Here is a 538-nt window from a genome sequence, read left to right on the forward strand (position 1 = left end):
AGCGTTAGTTGCTAACTACTTCTTACTTCAGCCTGATGCTAATAATGCGGAACATAATGTTCAATTCGGTACTTCTGGTCACCGTGGCACAGCAGACAAGCAAACTTTTAATGAAAACCACATTCTTGCTATCGCACAAGCAGTTGCAGAAGTACGTGCCAAGCAGGGGACTACAGGGCCGTTGTTTGTGGGCAAAGATACCCACGCGTTGTCAGAACCTGCGTTTTCAAGCGTAATCGAAGTTTTGATTGCGAATGGTGTAAAAGTCATCGTACAGCAGGATAATGGCTACACTCCAACACCTGGCATTTCTCACGCTATCTTAACTTACAATCTAAAGCATGATGAGAAAGCGGATGGCATCGTTATCACACCGTCTCATAATCCACCACAAGATGGCGGTATTAAGTACAATCCAACACATGGCGGTCCAGCAGAAGCAGAATTGACTCAAGCGATTGAAGATCGTGCGAACGAGATCATTGCTGGTGGCCTAAAAGATGTGAAGCGTCTAGCGCTAGCAGAAGCGAAAGCATCT

At 45.7% G+C, this 538-nt stretch carries 1 pseudogene; it reads left to right on the top strand.

Annotated elements, in window-relative coordinates:
- Positions 1-538: pseudogene (locus R7Q46_RS29775) on the top strand (phosphoglucomutase, alpha-D-glucose phosphate-specific); the annotation flags it as partial.

Source organism: Vibrio sp. 811, from assembly GCF_033339195.1.